We start from the raw sequence: 16,471 nt of genomic DNA on the forward strand, positions 1-16,471 counted from the left end.
TCGAGAGACCGCCACCTGGCACCTACTTGCGAGGGATCAGAACTGCTCGGCTTCGGTGGAACCGGCGAGCGCGGTGGTCGAGCTCTCCGGGTTCAGCGCGGTCGCGACGTTGTCGAACCAGCCGGTGCCGACCTCGCGCTGGTGCTTCGTGGCGGTGTAACCGCGGTCCTCCGAAGCGAACTCGCGCTCCTGCAGGTCGACGTAGGCGGTCATGCCCTCGCGGGCGTAACCGTGCGCCAGGTCGAACATCGAGTAGTTCAGGGCGTGGAAGCCGGCCAGCGTGATGAACTGGAACTTGTAGCCCATGTGGCCGAGTTCGCGCTGGAACTTCGCGATCGTCGCGTCGTCCAGGTGCTTCTTCCAGTTGAACGACGGCGAGCAGTTGTAGGCCAGCATCTGGTCCGGGTACTTCGCCTTGATCGCCTCGGCGAACTGGCGGGCGACCTCGAGGTCCGGCTTGGAGGTCTCCATCCACAGCAGGTCGGCGTACTCGGCGTAGGCCAGACCGCGGTCGATGCAGGGGTCGATGCCGTTGGTGACGTTGTAGAAGCCCTCGGCGGTGCGCTCGCCGGTGACGTACTTGCGGTCACGCTCGTCGACGTCGCTGGTGATCAGCGTGGCGGCCTGCGCGTCGGTGCGGGCGACGATCAGCGACGGCACGTTCAGCACGTCCGCGGCGAGGCGGGCGGCGTTCAGCGTGCGCTCGTGCTGCTTGGTCGGGATCAGCACCTTGCCGCCGAGGTGACCACACTTCTTCTCGGAAGCGAGCTGGTCCTCCCAGTGCACACCCGCGGCACCGGCGGCGATCATGCCCTTCATCAGCTCGAACGCGTTGAGCGGGCCACCGAAACCGGCCTCGGCGTCGGCGACGATCGGGGCGTACCAGTCGATGTCGGTATTACCCTCGGCCCAGTTGATCTGGTCGGCGCGGCCCAGCGCGTTGTTGATGCGGCGGACGACGGCCGGCACCGAGTTGGCCGGGTAGAGGCTCTGGTCCGGGTAGGTCTGGCCGGAGAGGTTGGCGTCGGCGGCGACCTGCCAGCCCGACAGGTAGATGGCCTTGAGGCCGGCGCGCACCTGCTGCACGGCCTGGTTACCGGTCAGGGCGCCCAGCGAGTGGACGTAGTCCTCGGTGTGCAGGAGGTCCCACAGCTTCTCGGCGCCGCGGCGAGCGAGCGTGTGCTCCTCGACCACGCTGCCGCGCAGCTTGACCACGTCAGCCGCGGAGTACGAACGCTTCACGCCCGCCCAGCGGGGGTCGGTCTCCCACTGCTTGGCCAGTTCGGCGGCCGCCTGCTCCAGCTGCTGCGCGTGCTGAGTCATCGGATTCTCCCGGTGTTGCGAAGTTTGCGAGTGATCGCCTTTCCTGATCCGACCCTGACATGACAGGGGAAATCCGATCCAGGCCTCCAATTTGCCAATTTCTGCGAAGCTTCCGTAGCATCTTGCAAAGGTTGCGAATCGCAGATTCGCAAGCAGAGGCAAATCCACGTGCTTGACCGTTCACTGAATCGTTCAGGCCCGGAAACCTTGCGGACAGAGAGGCCTCAGTGGACAAAACCTTCGCCGGAGCGAAGCTGCGGCATCTGCGCGAAAGCCGGACGATGAGCCAGGCCGACCTAGCTCGTGTGCTGGAGATCTCACCCAGTTACCTCAATCAGATCGAGCGCAACTCGCGTCCGCTGACCGTCCCGGTGCTCCTTCGCATCACTCAGGCGTTCGGTGTGGACACCGAGTTCTTCGCGAACAACGACACCGCCCGGCTGGTGGCCGATGTGAAGGAGGCGCTGCTCGACGAGGTCCTCGGTGTGGACGTCACGAACAGCGAGCTCAACGACCTCGCCACGAACCTGCCGACGATCGCCCAGGCCCTGGTCAAACTGCACCGCAGCTACCGCAACGCCGTGGAGAACACGGCCGCGCTGACCACGGAAAACGGGCTGGGCATGCACGGCAGCGCGGCAGGCTCGTTGCCGCACGAAGAGGTCCGCGACTTCTTCTACGAGCGGGAGAACTACGTCGCCGAGCTGGACGAACGCGCCGAACGGATGGCGCACGACATCCCCCTGCAGCGCGGCCAGGTGCTCGCGGCGCTGAAGGAGACGCTGATCCAGCGCTACGGCGTCGACGTCACGAGCGAGGGCATCGACGAGGCCAACGGCGAACAGCACCGGTACGAACCGGGGCCGCGAGTGCTGCGGCTGGCGCCGAGCCTGCGCGTCGGGCAGCAGGCGTTCCGGATGGCTTCACAGATCGCGCTGCTCGAATACGACGACCTGATCACCGAACTCGCCGACTCGTGGGCGTTCTCCGGGCCCGCCGCGCGTTCACTGGCCCGCGTGGGGCTCGCGAACTACTTCGCGGGCGCGCTGATCCTCCCCTATGGACCGTTCCTGGCGAGCGCGGAACGCTTCCGCTACGACATCGAGCGGCTCTGCGACCACTTCGGCGTCGGCTTCGAGACGGTCTGCCACCGGCTCTCGACGTTGCAGCGCCCGAAGAACCGCGGTGTGCCGTTCTCGTTCGTGCGGGTCGACCGGGCGGGAAACATGTCGAAACGCCAGTCCGCCGCGGGTTTCCACTTCACCCGCGTCGGCGGCGCGTGTCCACTGTGGAACATCTACGAGGCGTTCGCCCAGCCCGGCAAGATCCTCACCCAGATCGCGACCCTGCCCGACGGCAAGAGCTACTTCTGGGTCGCGCGGACGGTGTCCCGCAACATCGGCGGCTACGGCAGCCCTGGCAAGACGTTCACCGTCGGTCTCGGCTGTGAACTGCGGCACGCGAAACGGCTGATCTACTCGACCGGGCTCGACCTCGACGACCGCGCCGCGGCCACCCCGATCGGCATGGGTTGCAAAGTCTGCGAACGCCCGGCCTGTTCGCAGCGCGCGTTCCCGACGATCGGCAAACAGCTGACCGTCGACGAGAACACCAGCACCTTCGTCCCGTACCCGGCGGTGCCCAAGGCGCCTTGAGCCGCCCTGATCTCCCTGGCAGGGTGACCGGCGACGGCCGCGGCCTGTGACGGCGGCCACCGCACTGGGGAGAACTACATGATCTTGGTGACCGGGGCAGGCGGCAACGTCGGCTCGGAACTGACCGCGATCCTGGCGCGTGGCGGGCACCCCGCCAGAGCGCTGGTCCGTACGCCGCGCCCGTTGCCGGACGGCGTCGAAGGAGTGACAGGAGATCTGAATGAGCCGACGAGCCTGAAACCCGCGTTGGCCGGTGTCCGGGCGGTCTTCCTGCTCGGCGGCTACGAGGACATGCCCGGCGCGCTCGCGGTGATGCGGGACGCGGGCGTCCAGCACGTCACGCTGCTGTCGTCCCGTTCGGTCGTCGGCGGGCACGCGGACAACGCCGTCGCGGGTATGCACATGGCGGCCGAGGCGGCGGTGCGCGCGTCGAAGCTGGCGTGGACGTTCCTGCGGCCGAGCGGGTTCATGTCGAATTCGCTGCGGTGGGTTCCGCAGCTTCGCGCCGGGGATGTCGTCCGCGAGCCGTTCGCGAACGTCCCGGTGGCGACGATCGACCCGTACGACATCGCCGCCGTCGCCGCGGAGTCGCTGACCACGCCGGGACACGAGGGACTCGCGTACGCCATCACCGGACCGGGTTCGCTCCGGCCCGCCGACCGGCTCCGCGTCCTGAGTGAACTGCTCGGACGGGAGCTACGGCTGGAACCGCTTTCGGACGCCGAGGCCCGCGTGACGATGAGCGCGGAGATGCCGGAGAAGTACGTCGACGCCTTCTTCCGCTTCTTCGCCGAGGGCGAGTTCGACGACTCCGCGGTCACGGGTGCCGTCCAGGACCTCACCGGACGGGAGCCTCGGCCGTTCGCGACCTGGGCACGGACGCATCTGGCCGCGTTCCGCTAGCCGGCGGCCGGGTCGCCGACCCGGCCGAGGAACAGCGGCGCCCCGGTGGCCGTGTCGGTGATGACGAAGAGGAACGGGCGGTCGGCGGTCACGGTGCGCGGCAGCTCGGCGGACACGGCGCGGGCGTCGACCCCCGTGACCGCCGCGGCCTCGGTGCCCTCCTCGTCGACCTGGACGAAGGTCTTGTGCTGCACCGAAGCGATCCGCAGCCGGGCTTCGTCGGTGATGCCGCTGAAGTCGGCGCCGGGCCCGAACGCCGCGGGCATGCCCGCCTCCTTGAGCGGCGCCGACAAGTCCAGCGCGGACCTGACGGTGAACCTGGGCATGGCCAGTTCCACGGTGGCCGGCCGGATCTCGCCGAGCAGCGCGGCGATCCCCTTGCCGCGAAGGGCGTCGATCGCGGCGGGCACGATCACGGTGAAGGCCAGCCGTCCACCTCGGTAGGGCAGCGTGACCGCCTGATACCCCGGTCCTTCGGCGTAACCCAGCTGGATCTCCGGGGCAGTGCGCATCATCGGGACGCTCACCGTCGACCCGTCGGCCCGGGTGAACGGCGCGTCCGCGGTGAGGTCGCGGGGGAATTCCCGCGCCCAAGGCACTTTCAGGTACAGGGCGTTGGCGAGGACGAGCCTGGTGTCGCCGGTGATCGACTTTTCCGGGAACAGGTCTTCGATCCGCCCCTCGGTCTGGTCCGCCACCGTCCGGTTGATCCGGTCGCGGGCGCCGCCAGGGTCGGCCACGAAGTCCTCGTCACTCGTCGCCGCACCGAACCGATCACGCAACGCGGCCCGGTAGCCGGGCTTGATCCCGAGTCCCCGCTGGATCCAGGCGGTGTTCGACACCTTCAGGTCCTCGTGGCCGGTGACCGGCGGGACCGGAGGCCCGTCTCCGGGAAGACGCAGCACCTTCCTGATCTGCGCGGCGGTGTCGCCCTTCGCCCCCTCACCGACCATCTGCAGCGCGGTGGAGACGCTCACCGGGGACAGCACCAGGTTCGCCCCGCCCGCCAGCGCCGGCGCGGTGAGCAGGTCGAGTCCGAAGGCGTCGGCCGCGGTGACCGCCGCGGCCGTGCCGGAGTCCACCTGCTGGGTGACGGGCAGCGGCGTGGGTGGTTCTTCACGGACGGGTTCCGCACCGCACGCCGTGAGCAGTACGACCAGACCGAGCGCGAAGGACCGAGTGAGCACCGTCATGACCGGGAGACGGTCTCCGTGTCCGATTCGGTTGCACCGGACCGGCCGGAAAGCGGACGTCTCTCCGTCGTGGCCGGAACCGGTCAGTACATTCAGCATTCGTGCAAGGGATCGAAACGGTGAGCGCCCGAACGGTCGAAGAGGCCGCCAAGCGATTGGCCGGGGTGGTGACCCGCACTCCGCTCGAACCGAACGAGCGGCTCTCGGCGCGGGTCGACGCCCGGGTCTGGCTCAAACGCGAAGACCTGCAGACCGTGCGCTCGTACAAGATCCGCGGCGCGTACAACTACATCGTCCAGCTCGACGCGGAGCACCGGGAGCGCGGCGTCGTCTGCGCGAGCGCGGGCAATCACGCGCAGGGCGTCGCGTACGCGTGCCGACGGCTCGGCGCGAACGGCCGCGTCTACGTTCCCGGCACGACTCCCCGGCAGAAGCGCGAGCGGATCGCGACGCTGGGCGGCTCGCAGATCGAAGTCATCGTCGTCGGGGAGACCTACGAAGACGCTTTCAGCGCCGCGAAGCAGGACGCGGAGAGCACCGGAGCGACGCTGGTCCCCGCCTTCGACGCGCCGGAAACGGTGGCCGGTCAGGGCACGGTCGCGATGGAGGTCGTCGCGCAGCTCGGATTCATCCCGGACGTCATGGTGGTGCCGGTCGGCGGGGGCGGACTGCTCGCGGGGATCGCCGCGTGGGCCGCGGAACGGGCGCCGGAGATGCGGATCGTCGGCGTCGAACCGGCGGGCGCGACCTGCATGGCGGCCGCGCTCGCGGCCGGTGAGCCGGTGCGGCTCGAAAGCGTCGACACCTTCGTGGACGGCGCGGCGGTCGCGCAAGCCGGAGCGGTGACGTATCCGCTGGTCCGAGACGGCGGAGTCGAGCTCACCGACGTCGCCGAGGGCGCGATCTGCACGGAAATGCTCGCGATGTACCAGTCCGACGGCGTGATCGCCGAACCCGCGGGCGCGCTCGCGACCGCCGCGCTGGGCACGACGGTGAAGATCGACCCAGGGCAGATCGTGGTGTGCGTCGTCTCCGGCGGCAACAACGACGTCAGCCGTTACGGCGAAGTGCTCGAACGGTCGCTGATCCACGAAGGACTGAAGCACTACTTCCTGGTGGGTTTCCCGCAGGAGCCGGGCGCGCTGCGGCGGTTCCTCGACGAGGTCCTCGGGCCGGACGACGACATCACGCGGTTCGAGTACGTGAAACGCAACAGCCGCGAGACCGGCCCCGCGCTGATCGGCGTCGAACTCGCGCGGCCCGGTGACCTGGAAGGCCTGCTGCACCGGCTGGAGACGAGCCCGCTGCAGGTGGAACGGGTGGAACCGGGGAGCCCGCTGTTCCATTTCCTGGTCTGACCTCCGCGGTGGGCCCCTGCCGGAGTTGTCGGTGGCCTGTGGTCCACTGGTCGCCATGGTGAGCAAGGTCGACGGAGTCCGGAGTCTCGATGCGTTGCGCGAGCTGGTCCACAGCGGCGCGGAGCCCGAGTACCAGCTCTTCTACGGCCACACCCCGCTCAAGAGCGGCCGGATCAACGCGGCCTGCCTGAGCCAGTGGTGGCACGCGCCGTTCGTCGCGGGCGGCGAGCGGTACCCGACGGCCGAGCACTACATGATGGCGAGCAAGGCGGAACTGTTCGGCGACCACGAGGCCGCGGTCAACATCCGTCAGGCGCCGGACCCCAAGACCGCCAAGATCCTCGGCCGCGAGGTCACCGGTTTCGACGCCGAGGTCTGGGAACGGCACCGCTTCGACATCGTCATCGACGGCAACCTCGAGAAGTTCCGCCAGCACGCCGAAGAGCGCGAGTTCCTGCTGGCCACGGGCGACAGGGTGATCGTCGAGGCGTCGAGGATGGACCTGGTCTGGGGCAGCGGCCTCGCCCGTGAGGACAAGAACGCCACGCGCCCCGACTACTGGCGCGGCCAGAACCTCCTCGGCTTCGCGCTCATGGAGGTTCGGGAGCAGCTGCGCGGCTAGCTCCGTTCGGTGGCGTGCCGTCCACCTGATCACGCGTGTCGTCCATCCAGTCACGCGTGTCGTCCATCCAGTCACGCGTGTCGTCCATCCGGTCACGCCTGTCGACCGTTGGGTGCCACCGCGTGGACCGGTCCGCCGGGCAGCTTCCCCGCGGTGATCCCGTTGCCGGGCCCGTGGCCGTGATCAGGCGGACGACACGCGTGATCGGACGGACGACACGCGTGATCGGACGGACATCACGTGAGTTACGAGTCGACGCCCAGGGTTTTCTGCAGTGCCTTGTTCGCCTTGCGCGCCATGTCGGCGACGGCTTCGCGGCGGGCGGCGTCGGCGGCGTAGTCGTCCTGCCGGTTCCGCACCACGCGCGCCGGCGAACCGACGGCGATCGAGTAGTCCGGGATCTCGCCCCGCACCACGGCGTGCGCGCCGAGGACGCAGCCGCGGCCGACCCGGGTGCCCTTGAGCACGGAGACCTTCGTGCCGATCCAGGTGTCCGGCCCGATCCGCACCGGCGACTTCACGATGCCCTGATCCTTGATCGGGACGGTGATGTCGGTGGTGACGTGGTCGAAGTCGCAGATGTACACCCAGTCCGCGACAAGCGTGGCCGCGCCGAGTTCGATGTCGAGGTAGCCGTTGAGGACGTTCTGCCGCCCGAACACCGCCTTGTCACCGATGCGCAGCGAACCCTCGTGGCAGCGGATCGCGTTGCCGTCGCCGATGTGCACCCAGCGGCCGATCTCCAGCCGCCCGTAACCGGGGCGGCAGTGGATCTCCACGTCCTTGCCGAGGAACACCATGCCCCGCAGGATGATGTGCGGGTTCGCGATCCGGAACTTCAGCAGCCGCCAGTAGCGGACGAGGTACCAAGGCGTGTACGCGCGGTTTCGCAGCACCCAGCGCAGCGAGTCCTTGGTCAGGAACTTCGCCTGACGCGGATCACGACGGGCCTGGCCCCAAGCGCGGACCCGCGACAGCGCGGGCGCACCCCACATGGACGTCATACCGGTGACCGTAACCTGTGTTCAGGCCGCCGACCGCAAAGGGGAGCAAGCGCATGGGCACCAAGCTGATCATCGACACCGACCCGGGGGTTGACGACGCCTTCGCGCTGGCGCTGGCCGCGCAATCGGAGGACGTCGACCTCCTCGGCGTGACCACGGTGTTCGGCAACGTCCCGCTGAGCCACACCACCGCCAACGCCCGCGGCCTGCTGCAGCTTTTCGGCCGCGACGACGTCCCCGTCGCGGCCGGCGCCGCGCGGCCGCTGGTGTACGACAACGCCAAAACCGCCGGGTACGTCCACGGTCAGGACGGTCTTTCCGGCCACGCCGGGACGCTGCCGGAGGCGAAGCGCCCGCTCGACGAACGCACCGCCGTCCGGCTGCTGGTGGATCTGCTGGAGGCCGCCGACGAGCCGGTGACCATCGCCCCGATCGGCCCGCTGACGAATATCGCGCTGCTGCTGGCGGCCCATCCGGACATCCGCGAGAAGATCGGCCGGATCGTCGTCATGGGCGGCGGGGTGACCAAGGGGAACTCCACCACGGCGGCCGAGTTCAACATCTGGAGCGACCCCGAGGCCGCGCGCCGGGTGCTGGTCGACGAGGACATCCCGACGGTGCTGGTCCCGCTGGACATCACGCACCAGTGTTCGGTCGACACGGACTGGCTCGGCAAACTCGCCGCGTCCGGCCCGCTCGGCGCGGCGCTCGAAGCGCTGACCCCGACGTACGTGAAGCACTACACCCCGATCCTCGGCATGCCGGGGATGGTCATGCACGACGCGGTCGCGGTGGCCGAAGCGATCCGCCCGGGCATCCTCGACCTCGAGCCGTACCCCGTGGACGTCGAGTGCGGCTTCGGCCCCGCGCGCGGCGCGACACTGGTGGACCGGCGAAGGCTGCGAAGCACCGATCCGCAGGCCGTGCCTGGCCGCACCATCGACGTCGCGCTGACCACCGACGTCGGCGCCTTCCGCGAGTTCGTCCTCGGCCGGATCACCGGGGGCCGGTGATGGAACAGGAGACCTCGCGCCGCCGCAGACTTCCGGTGATCATCGCCGCCGTCGTCGTCGCGGGTGCCGCCCTGGTCGCGGCCATCACCTTCGCACCGAAGGACGCGCCGAAGACGGAGGCCGCCGCCGTCCAGTCCTCGGCCCCGCCCGCGCCGCCGCCGCCGTCGTCGTCCGCCCCGGCGGAAATGCCGAAGGAACAGCCGAAGGTCCCGCAGCAGATGGGGCAGGAGTTCGACGCCTGGGTGTCGAAGACCAGCGGCTGGCTCGACATCCCGCTGCGCGCGATGACCGGCTACGCGAAGACCACCGTCGCGCTGAGCAAGGAAACTCCGGGATGCCGTCTTTCCTGGGTGACGCTCGCCGCGATCGGGAAGATCGCCTCCGATCACGGCCGCGCCGCCGGTTCCGGCCTGAACGCCGACGGCGTGCTGACCAAGCCGCTCGGCGCGGTCGAGGTCCGCGACTTCTACAACAAGGTCGTCTCGTCCGCGAACGCCAGCGGCCCGCTGCAGCTGACGCCGTCGGTGTGGAACCAGTTCCAGGCCTCGGCCGGCGGCGGGAAACCGAACCCGCAGAACATCGACGACGCCACGCTCACCGCAGGGCGGGCGCTGTGCGCGGGCGGCCGCGACCTCGGCCAGGGCCAGACGTGGTGGAACGCGGTGAGCACGCTGCAGCCCGCGCCGCTGCTGATGCACCGCACGCTCGCGACGGTGAACGTCTACGGCACGGTCGGCCAGAGCCCGCAGCCGCCGAACGCGGCGGCCTTGAGCGCGGTCAACTTCGCGATCGACAAGATCGGGCTGCCCTACGTCTGGGGTGGCAACGGCACCGGTGGCGGCGACCCCGGTTTCGACTGCTCCGGCCTGACGACGGCCGCGTACGCGAGTGCCGGTGTCAAGCTCATGCGCACCGCCCACACGCAGTACCACAGCGTGGACAAGGTGACCGATCCCCAGCTGGGTGACTTGATCTTCTACGGCGAGCCGAACACGAAGATCCACCATGTCGGGCTGTACATCGGGAACCAGCAGATGATCGACGCCCCGCAGACCGGGCAGGCGGTGCAGGTGCACACCTACCGGAAACAGGGCGACGATTACGCCGGAGCGGGCCGCCCGGCGAAGTAGGAACGGTTTCCGCGTGCGGATGAGCGGTTCACCGCACGTGGTGTCTGGTGGCGTGGAGGCTGCTGAGCAGCGCGAGGGCGTGGGCGCTGGGTGTGGCGGGTTCGGCGTGGTAGATGATCAGCTGCTGGCCGGGAGCGCCGCGCACGTCGAATGCCTGGTAGGTAAGGGTGAGCGCGCCGACGTCGGGGTGCACGAGGTGTTTGGGTTCGCGGGTCTTGCCGCGCACCTGGTGGGTCTCCCACAAGGCGCGGAACCGCGCGCTGCCCTCGCTGAGCTCGGCCACCAGGCGCCCGAGACCGGGTGGGTCGAAGCCCGCGGCCACCCGCAGGTTCGCCACGGTGGCCTGTGCGGTCCAGTCCCAGCGTGCGTAGAACCGTCGCCCCGCGGGATCGAGAAAGGTCATGCGGGCGAGATTGTCCGCCACGCGGAATGGTGAGAACAGCGCGTCGGCGAGGGTGTTGGTGGCCAGGACGTCCAGAACGCGGTTGAGCACGAAGGCTGGCGTGTGCGGGTAGCCGTCCATGAGCTGCCGCAATTCGGGGCTCACGGCCTGGGGCGTCGGCGTGGGCGTGTTGCCCGGTGTGGTGTCCGCCAACCGGTAGAGGTGCTCACGGGCGTCGGGACCGAGGTCCAGCGCTCGGCAGAGGGCGTCGAGCACTTGCCGTGACGGGTGAGTCTCGCGGCCCTGTTCCAGACGGGTGTAGTAGTCGGCGTTCACCCCGGCGAGCACGGCGACTTCTTCGCGGCGCAGTCCGGGCACCTTGCGCCTGCCGGAGTAGAGCACGCCCGCGTCTTCCGGAGATCGTTGTGCGCGGCGCGCTCGCAGGAACGCTCCCAGCTCGCCACTGGCCATGACCTCAGGGTAGGCCGCCTGCCGCCTGGTTGGGTGGGTGCGGCACACCCAGCCACCGCACGTCCTGCCATCGCTTTCCCCGGTCGCCGACGCTGGTCGGTATGACGAGCGATATCGACGTGGCCGGCATGTGGGTCACCGCGGACGGACAAATCCGGCAGGAGCTGCTGGCCGACGGGCGCTACGACGAAGCGCGCGGCGAACGGCGCAGTGCCTACACCGGGCGCTACACGCTGACCGGGAACCACCTCGACTACGTGGACGACACCGGCTTCACCGCGACGGGCGACATCCGCGACGGCGTGCTCTACCACGAGCATCTCGTCCTGTACCGCGAGTCCGCCGCCGATCACCGAGGGCAGGCAGGGCGATGAGCGTGCCACCCACCGACGGCGCCTTGGAGGGCAAGGTCGCGCTGGTCACCGGTGCCGCCCGCGGGCTCGGCGCGGCCACGGTCGCCTGGCTGCACGACCGCGGCGCGCGAGTGCTGGCCACCGACCTCCGCCCCGAGGTGAACGATCTCGCCACCCGATTCGACCGCGTGTCCACCCTGATCGGCGACGTGTCCCGAGAGGACACCGCGTCGCGGTCGGTGGATGCGGCGATCGACCGGTTCGGCGGCGTGGACATCCTGGTCAGCAACGCCGGCCGCTCGGTGAACAAGCCGATCACCGAGACCACCGCGGCCGACTGGGACGAGCTGATGTCGATCAACGCCCGCGGCGCGTTCCTGCACGCCCGGGAGGCGTTCCGGGTGATGCGCGAACACGGCGGAGGAGCGATCGTCACCGTCGGGTCGTTCGCCTGCACCGTCGGGTTGGCCGAGGCCGCGGCCTACAGCGCGTCCAAGGGAGCGCTGGCGCAGCTGACCAAGGTGCTCGCGCTGGAGGGCGGACCGCACGGTATCCGTGCCAACGTCGTCGCTCCCGGGGTGATCGAGACCGACATGCTCGACAACTTCCGGTCCGACAGCCGGGAATACCTGCGCTCCTTCGGTGACGCCCACCCCCTGGGCCGCGTCGCGCGGCCCGAGGAGATCGCCGAGGTGATCGGGTTCCTGGCCTCGCCTCAATCCAGCTTCATCACCGGCGCGGTCGTCGCCGCCGACGGCGGCTACACCGCCGCCTGACTCCCCGCGAAGAGAAAGAGCACATCATGCCTGGACGTCTCACCGGCAAGGTCGCGTTGATCACGGGCGCGACCGGTGGCATCGGACAAGCCACCGCGGAACTGTTCGCCCGAGAAGGAGCCGGTCTGGTCGTCACCGACATCTCCCAGGACGCCACGGAGGAACTCGCCGCGCGCCTGCGAACCGAGGGCGCCGAGGCGCTGGCCATCCGGTTGGATGTCTCCTCGCAGGAGAACTGGAGCGAGGCGATCGAGCTGACCCGGCGGCGCTTCGGCCGGCTTGACGTCTTGGTCAACATCGCCGGTGTCGTGGACTGGCCGGGTATCGAGGAGACCACAAAGGACGGCTGGGACCGGGTGGTGGCGGTCAACCAGACCGGCACCTGGCTCGGGATGAAGACCGCCATGCCCCTGCTGCGCGCCTCCGGCAACGCCTCGGTCGTCAACACCTCCTCGGTGCTCGGCCTGGTCGGCAGCGGAGCCGCCGCCGCGTACCAGGCCTCCAAGGGAGCGGTGCGGCTGCTGACCAAGACCGCCGCCGTCGAATACGCGACCCGTGGAGTCCGGGTCAACTCGGTGCACCCCGGGGTCATCGCCACCCCGATGATCCAAGAGCTGCTCGACGAGCATGGCGACCGGCAACCCGATGTCGTGCGCACCCCGATGCGCCGCGCAGGCAGCCCCGCTGAAGTCGCTCCTACGATGCTGTTCTTGGCAGGCGACGAATCCTCGTTCGTCACCGGAGCCGAGTTCGTCGTCGACGGCGGGCTCACCGCGCACTGAAGCGTCGACATAGAGTGACCGCGTGTATTCACCGATCCCGCTCCTGAACGAACTCAAGGTCCTCGACGACTCGACTCGCGACTACCTCGCCGACGGTTTCGAGTTGCACGACTACGACGGCAAAAGCCAGTTCCCCCAGGAGCTGGACGACCCCGGGTTCCTCTCGCGGCTGATTCCCTTCGCCCAGGCGAGCGGGAGCGGCTCGACGTACGCGCTCTGGCGAGCAGATGACGAGACGGACCTCGCCCGGTCGCCTGTCGTGGTCCTCGGCGACGAGGGCGGCGAGCACGTCGTCGCCCGCGACTTCACGGATTTCCTGCGGCTGCTGGGTTTCGATGCCGAAATCATGGTCGACCACGACTCGGCGTACTTCTACCGCGAGGAAGACGACGACCACAGCGGCTCGCACGAACGGTTCGTCGAGTGGCTCCGGGAGCGCGGCCTGACGCCGGCCGAGGATCCGGACGGCGTCGTGGCCGCCGCTCAGGAGGTCCACGGGGAGCGGTTCAGGAAATGGATCACGCCGTTCTACGAAAAGATCGGCTGGGCCTGAAAAACCGCGCGGGCCGAGCGGGTGCCTGACTCAGCCTTCCGCTCCTCGAACAGGTTCAGCAGCCGCTCGGGAACGTCTTCCCCGAAGAGGCTTTCGAGCAGGAAGTCCTCTTCGATGGGCGTTTCACAGCGGACGAACATGGCCTGCTCGTACTCGGCAAGGGCGGTCTCGACGTCGTCGGGACGCGCCGCGAGGGCTTTGGCGAGTTCGGCGCCGTCGAGCATCGCCAGGTTGGCGCCTTCGCCGTTCGCCAACGCGAGATGGGCGGCGTCACCGAGCAGGGTCACTCCGGGGACGCGTTCCCAGCGCAGCCCGGACGGCAAGGCGAAGGCGGGGCGATGGATCGGCGTGACGTCGCTTTCGGTGATCAGTGCGGTGAGCTCCGGCGACCAGCCGCCGAACTCCGCCGCGACCCGCGCCTTCGCGGCATCGGGGTCGGAGAAATCGATGCCGTCGAACCACTCCAACGGCTTGCCGAGCTCCACATAGGCGTGCAGGGTGTCGCCGCTTTCGCGGTGGGCGTTGATGCCGATGCCCTCGGTGGCCCCGGTCCCGAACATCGATCCGCCACCGACCGTCTTCGCCACGGCGGCATGACGGGTTTCGGAGTCGTACAGATAGGTCTCGATGATCGACGTGCCGGAGTATTCGGGACCGGCGTCGGTGAGCAGCGGCCGGATCCGTGACCAGGCACCGTCCGCGCCGACCAGGAGCCCCGCGACGACGGTGCTGCCGTCGTCGAAGGTCACCTCGTGACGGCCGTCGTCGAGCGTCCGGGCGCCGACGGCCTTGCGCCCCCACCGGACGGTGCCTTCGGGGAGCGAGTCGAGCAGCATCCGCCGCAGATCCCCGCGTTGTGCCTCGGGGCGCCCGCCCGTGCCGTCGTCGCCCCGTTCGAACAGGACTGTCCCGTCCTGGTCGAGGACGCGCAGTGCCTGACGGCCCTCCAGGACGATGCCGTGGAACTCGTCCGTCAGCCCGGCCGCCTCGATGGCGAGCTGGCCGTTGTAGTCGTGGATGTCGAGCATCCCGCCCTGCAGGCGCGAAGTCGGGGACGCTTCCGCTTCGTGGACCTCGGACGGGATGCCGTGGACGTGCAGAACCCTCGCCAGAGTGAGCCCGCCGAGCCCGGCGCCGATGATCGTGACAGGTGTGTTCATGATGACCCCTAGAGTCGCTTCTGGAATGACATTCCAGAGCGTGCTCCGGGCCGCTGGCAGGCGGCGCACACGACGCTGGCACCGGTCTGGCAGGCGCTGTCAGCCGAAGAATCCGACGGTGTCCGCGGACCAGCCGAGGTCGCCGGTTCTCGCGAAGGCGACCCACGCGCCGTGCATCCTGGCCGCGAGACCTTCCGGGGCCGGGATCGGGTCCGACCATCGCGTGCGGCCCTGTGACGCCGAAAACCACGAACTGCGGCATCCGGTCGTCGGCGCGGTCACGGTGGCCCAGCAGACCCTGTCGATCGCCCGTTCACCGGATCAGTCGATGGTCGTGTGCACGACCCCCGCCGGCTCGTCCGACGCGCGGGCTCTCGCGCTGCTGCGACAGGCGGGCTCAGGCCTTGTCGTGCACGGTGATCGCGTAGCCGTCCGGGTCCGCGAAGGCGAACGTGCGGCCGAACGGCCCGTCGAACGGCTCCGTGAGGATGGTGACGCCGGCGTCGGCCAGCCGGTCGTGCAGGCCCTGCGCGTCGTCGGCGTGCAGCCACATCGCCACCCCTGATCCCGGCCGCGGGGTGATGGCGTCGAGATCCGTGCCCGGCACGGGTTCCCGCACCGCGAACGGGATCGTCTTCGTGCCGAACACCACCGCGTGCGGCGGTGCGACGGGCAGCCTGGTCAGCCCGAGGTGGGTTTCGTAGAACGCGGCGGCGCGGTCGAGGTCGCGCACCTGCAATGAGAAGAAATCGGGTCCGGTCACGGTCATGTCGTCCTCCATGTCAGTGTGTTGACATAGCCAACCTATGTCATGATGCTGACATGAGTCAAGGCGAACAGGTCGGGCCTCTGGACCAAGCGGTGGGGTACATGCTGAAACGAGCGGCGACGGCGCTCCGGACGGCGATGGAGACCGCGTTGCGACCCCTCGACCTGACCGTGCCGCAGTACTCCTGTCTCGAAGTGCTCTCGCAGCGGCCGGGACTGTCCAACGCGGAACTGGCCAGGGCCGTGTTCGTCACCCGGCAGTCGATGAACCTGGTCCTGCGCGGTCTGCAGGACCGCGGGCTCATCACCCGTCCGACCACGGCGCCCCAGGGCCGGGCCCTGCCCAGCACGCTCACCCCCGCCGGACGCGAACGGCTCCGCGCCGCCAGCGGCGTCGTACGCGCGGTCCAGGACCGGATGCTCACGCCGTTTTCGGCGGACCAGCGGGACCGGCTGCTGCACGACCTCGCCGCCTGCGCCGACGCGCTCGCCCCCGAGGAGTGACTCAGGACCTCTTGCTCACCAGCGTTTCCGGCTTGAACGCGTACACGTCGGCGCCCTGGACCAGCACATGCCATTCACCGCAGACCTTGTCGTTCCGGCTCTCCTGCCCCTGCGGCCACCATTGGGCGGCGAGCGTGGCCGGCTGCGTCGCGGCCGCCCCCGGCACACAGACGGCGGGCAGCGTCCCACCGGTGAATTTCAAGAGCCGCTCCGAACCCGTGGTCCGGATGACCTCCGTGACCGACTTCGCCCCGTCCGGCACCCACTCCGGCAGGCGCGCGTCCTCGTTCCGCTTGCCCTCCGCTCCGGTCGCGTAGCCGACCGTCTTGACGTGCCCGTTCGCCTTTTCGGTCAGCCCTTCCTTGAGACCGCATCCGGACAGGGCGACCGTGGCCGTCGCGGCGGCGAGAACCGCCGCGGTGATCTTCGTGTTCATACGATCGAGTCAACCTCGCGGAACCGTCCGCGGGATCGGACTTTCGGCCCGCCCTGGTCGCCATCCGGCCGATCTCGACGACGGA

The 16,471-nt window shown here is 69.3% G+C and carries 18 protein-coding genes and 1 pseudogene; 12 read left to right on the forward strand and 7 right to left on the reverse strand.

Going from position 1 to position 16,471, the window contains the following annotated elements:
• Positions 1 to 36: 36 nt before the first annotated feature.
• A complete protein-coding gene (gene aceA, locus ACLJQ7_RS33435; RefSeq protein ID WP_016336576.1) occupies positions 37 to 1,323 on the reverse strand; it encodes an isocitrate lyase in 1,287 nt (428 codons plus the stop codon).
• 227 nt (positions 1,324 to 1,550) lie between these two features.
• Here aceA and ACLJQ7_RS33440 point away from each other — a divergent pair, with 227 nt between their 5' ends.
• Entirely contained in the window at positions 1,551 to 2,978 is a 1,428-nt protein-coding gene (locus ACLJQ7_RS33440) for a short-chain fatty acyl-CoA regulator family protein (protein ID WP_410652146.1), read from the forward strand.
• A gap of 78 nt (positions 2,979 to 3,056) precedes the next feature.
• Positions 3,057 to 3,881: an NAD(P)H-binding protein gene (locus ACLJQ7_RS33445; protein WP_410652147.1), complete on the forward strand. Its 825-nt coding sequence runs from the start codon at positions 3,057 to 3,059 to the stop codon at positions 3,879 to 3,881.
• On the opposite strand, the gene ACLJQ7_RS33450 is transcribed toward ACLJQ7_RS33445, so the two are convergent.
• Entirely contained in the window at positions 3,878 to 5,074 is a 1,197-nt protein-coding gene (locus ACLJQ7_RS33450; protein WP_410652148.1) for a serpin family protein, read from the reverse strand. The two genes, ACLJQ7_RS33445 and ACLJQ7_RS33450, sit on opposite strands and share 4 nt — an antisense overlap.
• A 101-nt stretch (positions 5,075 to 5,175) precedes the next feature.
• Here ACLJQ7_RS33450 and ilvA point away from each other — a divergent pair, with 101 nt between their 5' ends.
• Positions 5,176 to 6,432 carry a threonine ammonia-lyase IlvA gene (gene ilvA, locus ACLJQ7_RS33455; RefSeq protein WP_410652149.1) on the forward strand — a complete coding sequence of 419 codons (1,257 nt, stop codon included), beginning with the start codon at positions 5,176 to 5,178 and terminating at the stop codon, positions 6,430 to 6,432.
• A 55-nt stretch (positions 6,433 to 6,487) separates the two neighbouring features.
• The gene (locus tag ACLJQ7_RS33460; RefSeq protein WP_410652150.1) at positions 6,488 to 7,054 is read left to right on the forward strand and encodes an NADAR family protein; all 567 of its coding nucleotides are present in this window, start codon (positions 6,488 to 6,490) and stop codon (positions 7,052 to 7,054) included.
• Positions 7,055 to 7,299: 245 nt separating this feature from the next.
• On the opposite strand, the gene ACLJQ7_RS33465 is transcribed toward ACLJQ7_RS33460, so the two are convergent.
• Positions 7,300 to 8,058, reverse strand: a complete 759-nt coding sequence (locus ACLJQ7_RS33465) for an acyltransferase (RefSeq protein ID WP_410652151.1) — start codon at positions 8,056 to 8,058, stop codon at positions 7,300 to 7,302.
• A 53-nt stretch (positions 8,059 to 8,111) separates the two neighbouring features.
• Here ACLJQ7_RS33465 and ACLJQ7_RS33470 point away from each other — a divergent pair, with 53 nt between their 5' ends.
• Both ACLJQ7_RS33470 and ACLJQ7_RS33475 read left to right on the forward strand, forming a co-directional pair.
• Positions 8,112 to 9,071, forward strand: coding sequence for a nucleoside hydrolase (locus ACLJQ7_RS33470; protein ID WP_410652152.1), 960 nt, complete (start codon positions 8,112 to 8,114; stop codon positions 9,069 to 9,071).
• On the forward strand, positions 9,071 to 10,201 hold the full coding sequence (locus ACLJQ7_RS33475; protein ID WP_410652153.1) for an NlpC/P60 family protein: 1,131 nt from the start codon (positions 9,071 to 9,073) through the stop codon (positions 10,199 to 10,201). The genes ACLJQ7_RS33470 and ACLJQ7_RS33475 overlap by 1 nt, the downstream gene beginning before the upstream one ends.
• Before the next feature lie 28 nt (positions 10,202 to 10,229).
• Here the strand turns inward: ACLJQ7_RS33475 and ACLJQ7_RS33480 are convergent, their stop codons facing one another.
• Complete coding sequence (locus ACLJQ7_RS33480) at positions 10,230 to 11,054, reverse strand: helix-turn-helix transcriptional regulator (protein ID WP_410652154.1); 825 nt, start codon at positions 11,052 to 11,054, stop codon at positions 10,230 to 10,232.
• A gap of 101 nt (positions 11,055 to 11,155) precedes the next feature.
• Here ACLJQ7_RS33480 and ACLJQ7_RS33485 point away from each other — a divergent pair, with 101 nt between their 5' ends.
• The 4 genes from ACLJQ7_RS33485 to ACLJQ7_RS33500 are packed head-to-tail and all read left to right on the forward strand — an operon-like array spanning position 11,156 to position 13,518.
• Complete coding sequence (locus tag ACLJQ7_RS33485; RefSeq protein WP_410652155.1) at positions 11,156 to 11,428, forward strand: Atu4866 domain-containing protein; 273 nt, start codon at positions 11,156 to 11,158, stop codon at positions 11,426 to 11,428.
• Positions 11,425 to 12,183 (forward strand): SDR family NAD(P)-dependent oxidoreductase, encoded by a 759-nt coding sequence (locus ACLJQ7_RS33490; protein ID WP_410652156.1) that lies wholly within the window; start codon positions 11,425 to 11,427, stop codon positions 12,181 to 12,183. The genes ACLJQ7_RS33485 and ACLJQ7_RS33490 overlap by 4 nt, the downstream gene beginning before the upstream one ends.
• A gap of 26 nt (positions 12,184 to 12,209) precedes the next feature.
• Positions 12,210 to 12,965, forward strand: coding sequence for an SDR family NAD(P)-dependent oxidoreductase (locus ACLJQ7_RS33495; RefSeq protein ID WP_410652157.1), 756 nt, complete (start codon positions 12,210 to 12,212; stop codon positions 12,963 to 12,965).
• A gap of 22 nt (positions 12,966 to 12,987) precedes the next feature.
• Complete coding sequence (locus ACLJQ7_RS33500) at positions 12,988 to 13,518, forward strand: hypothetical protein (RefSeq protein WP_410652158.1); 531 nt, start codon at positions 12,988 to 12,990, stop codon at positions 13,516 to 13,518.
• Here the strand turns inward: ACLJQ7_RS33500 and ACLJQ7_RS33505 are convergent.
• Positions 13,494 to 14,678, reverse strand: coding sequence for an FAD-dependent oxidoreductase (locus ACLJQ7_RS33505; RefSeq protein WP_410652159.1), 1,185 nt, complete (start codon positions 14,676 to 14,678; stop codon positions 13,494 to 13,496). The two genes, ACLJQ7_RS33500 and ACLJQ7_RS33505, sit on opposite strands and share 25 nt — an antisense overlap.
• Positions 14,679 to 14,703: 25 nt before the next feature.
• Between ACLJQ7_RS33505 and ACLJQ7_RS33510 the strand changes: the two are divergent.
• Positions 14,704 to 15,003 (forward strand): annotated as a pseudogene (locus ACLJQ7_RS33510) (hypothetical protein); the annotation flags it as partial.
• Positions 15,004 to 15,075: 72 nt separating this feature from the next.
• Here ACLJQ7_RS33510 and ACLJQ7_RS33515 read toward each other — a convergent pair.
• Positions 15,076 to 15,447, reverse strand: coding sequence for a VOC family protein (locus ACLJQ7_RS33515; protein WP_410652160.1), 372 nt, complete (start codon positions 15,445 to 15,447; stop codon positions 15,076 to 15,078).
• A gap of 53 nt (positions 15,448 to 15,500) precedes the next feature.
• Between ACLJQ7_RS33515 and ACLJQ7_RS33520 the strand changes: the two genes are divergently transcribed.
• Positions 15,501 to 15,950, forward strand: coding sequence for a MarR family winged helix-turn-helix transcriptional regulator (locus tag ACLJQ7_RS33520; RefSeq protein WP_410652161.1), 450 nt, complete (start codon positions 15,501 to 15,503; stop codon positions 15,948 to 15,950).
• A gap of 1 nt (position 15,951) precedes the next feature.
• Here ACLJQ7_RS33520 and ACLJQ7_RS33525 read toward each other — a convergent pair whose 3' ends face one another.
• The gene (locus tag ACLJQ7_RS33525) at positions 15,952 to 16,386 is read right to left on the reverse strand and encodes a hypothetical protein (protein ID WP_410652162.1); all 435 of its coding nucleotides are present in this window, start codon (positions 16,384 to 16,386) and stop codon (positions 15,952 to 15,954) included.
• Positions 16,387 to 16,471 lie beyond the last annotated feature (85 nt).

The organism is Amycolatopsis sp. cmx-4-54, assembly GCF_046548895.1.
GTDB lineage: Bacteria > Actinomycetota > Actinomycetes > Mycobacteriales > Pseudonocardiaceae > Amycolatopsis.